A 255-nucleotide genomic window follows, 5' to 3' on the forward strand; every position below is an offset into this window, starting at 1 on the left:
AGCATGTGCTGCAAGAACTCCCATGCGGTGCGCCTGTCGGCCTTCTCGACGAGTTGGGTCACCGCGAACTTGCTTGTTCGGTCAATGCCGACGAAGAGATAGAGCTTGCCCTGGGCGGTCTGCACCTCGGCGATGTCGATGTGGAAAAAGCCGATCGGGTAGCGCTTGAACTTCTGCCGTTTCGGCTTGTCACCGGCCACGTCCGGCAGGCGTGATATGCCATGGCGCTGCAGACAGCGATGCAGAGAAGACCGC

At 60.4% G+C, this 255-nt stretch carries 1 pseudogene; it reads right to left on the reverse strand.

Features of this window, described 5'->3' with window-relative positions:
* Positions 1 to 255 (reverse strand): annotated as a pseudogene (locus C6W92_RS17550) (IS481 family transposase); the annotation flags it as partial.

Source organism: Roseovarius sp. A46, assembly GCF_004126395.1.
GTDB lineage: Bacteria > Pseudomonadota > Alphaproteobacteria > Rhodobacterales > Rhodobacteraceae > Roseovarius > Roseovarius nitratireducens.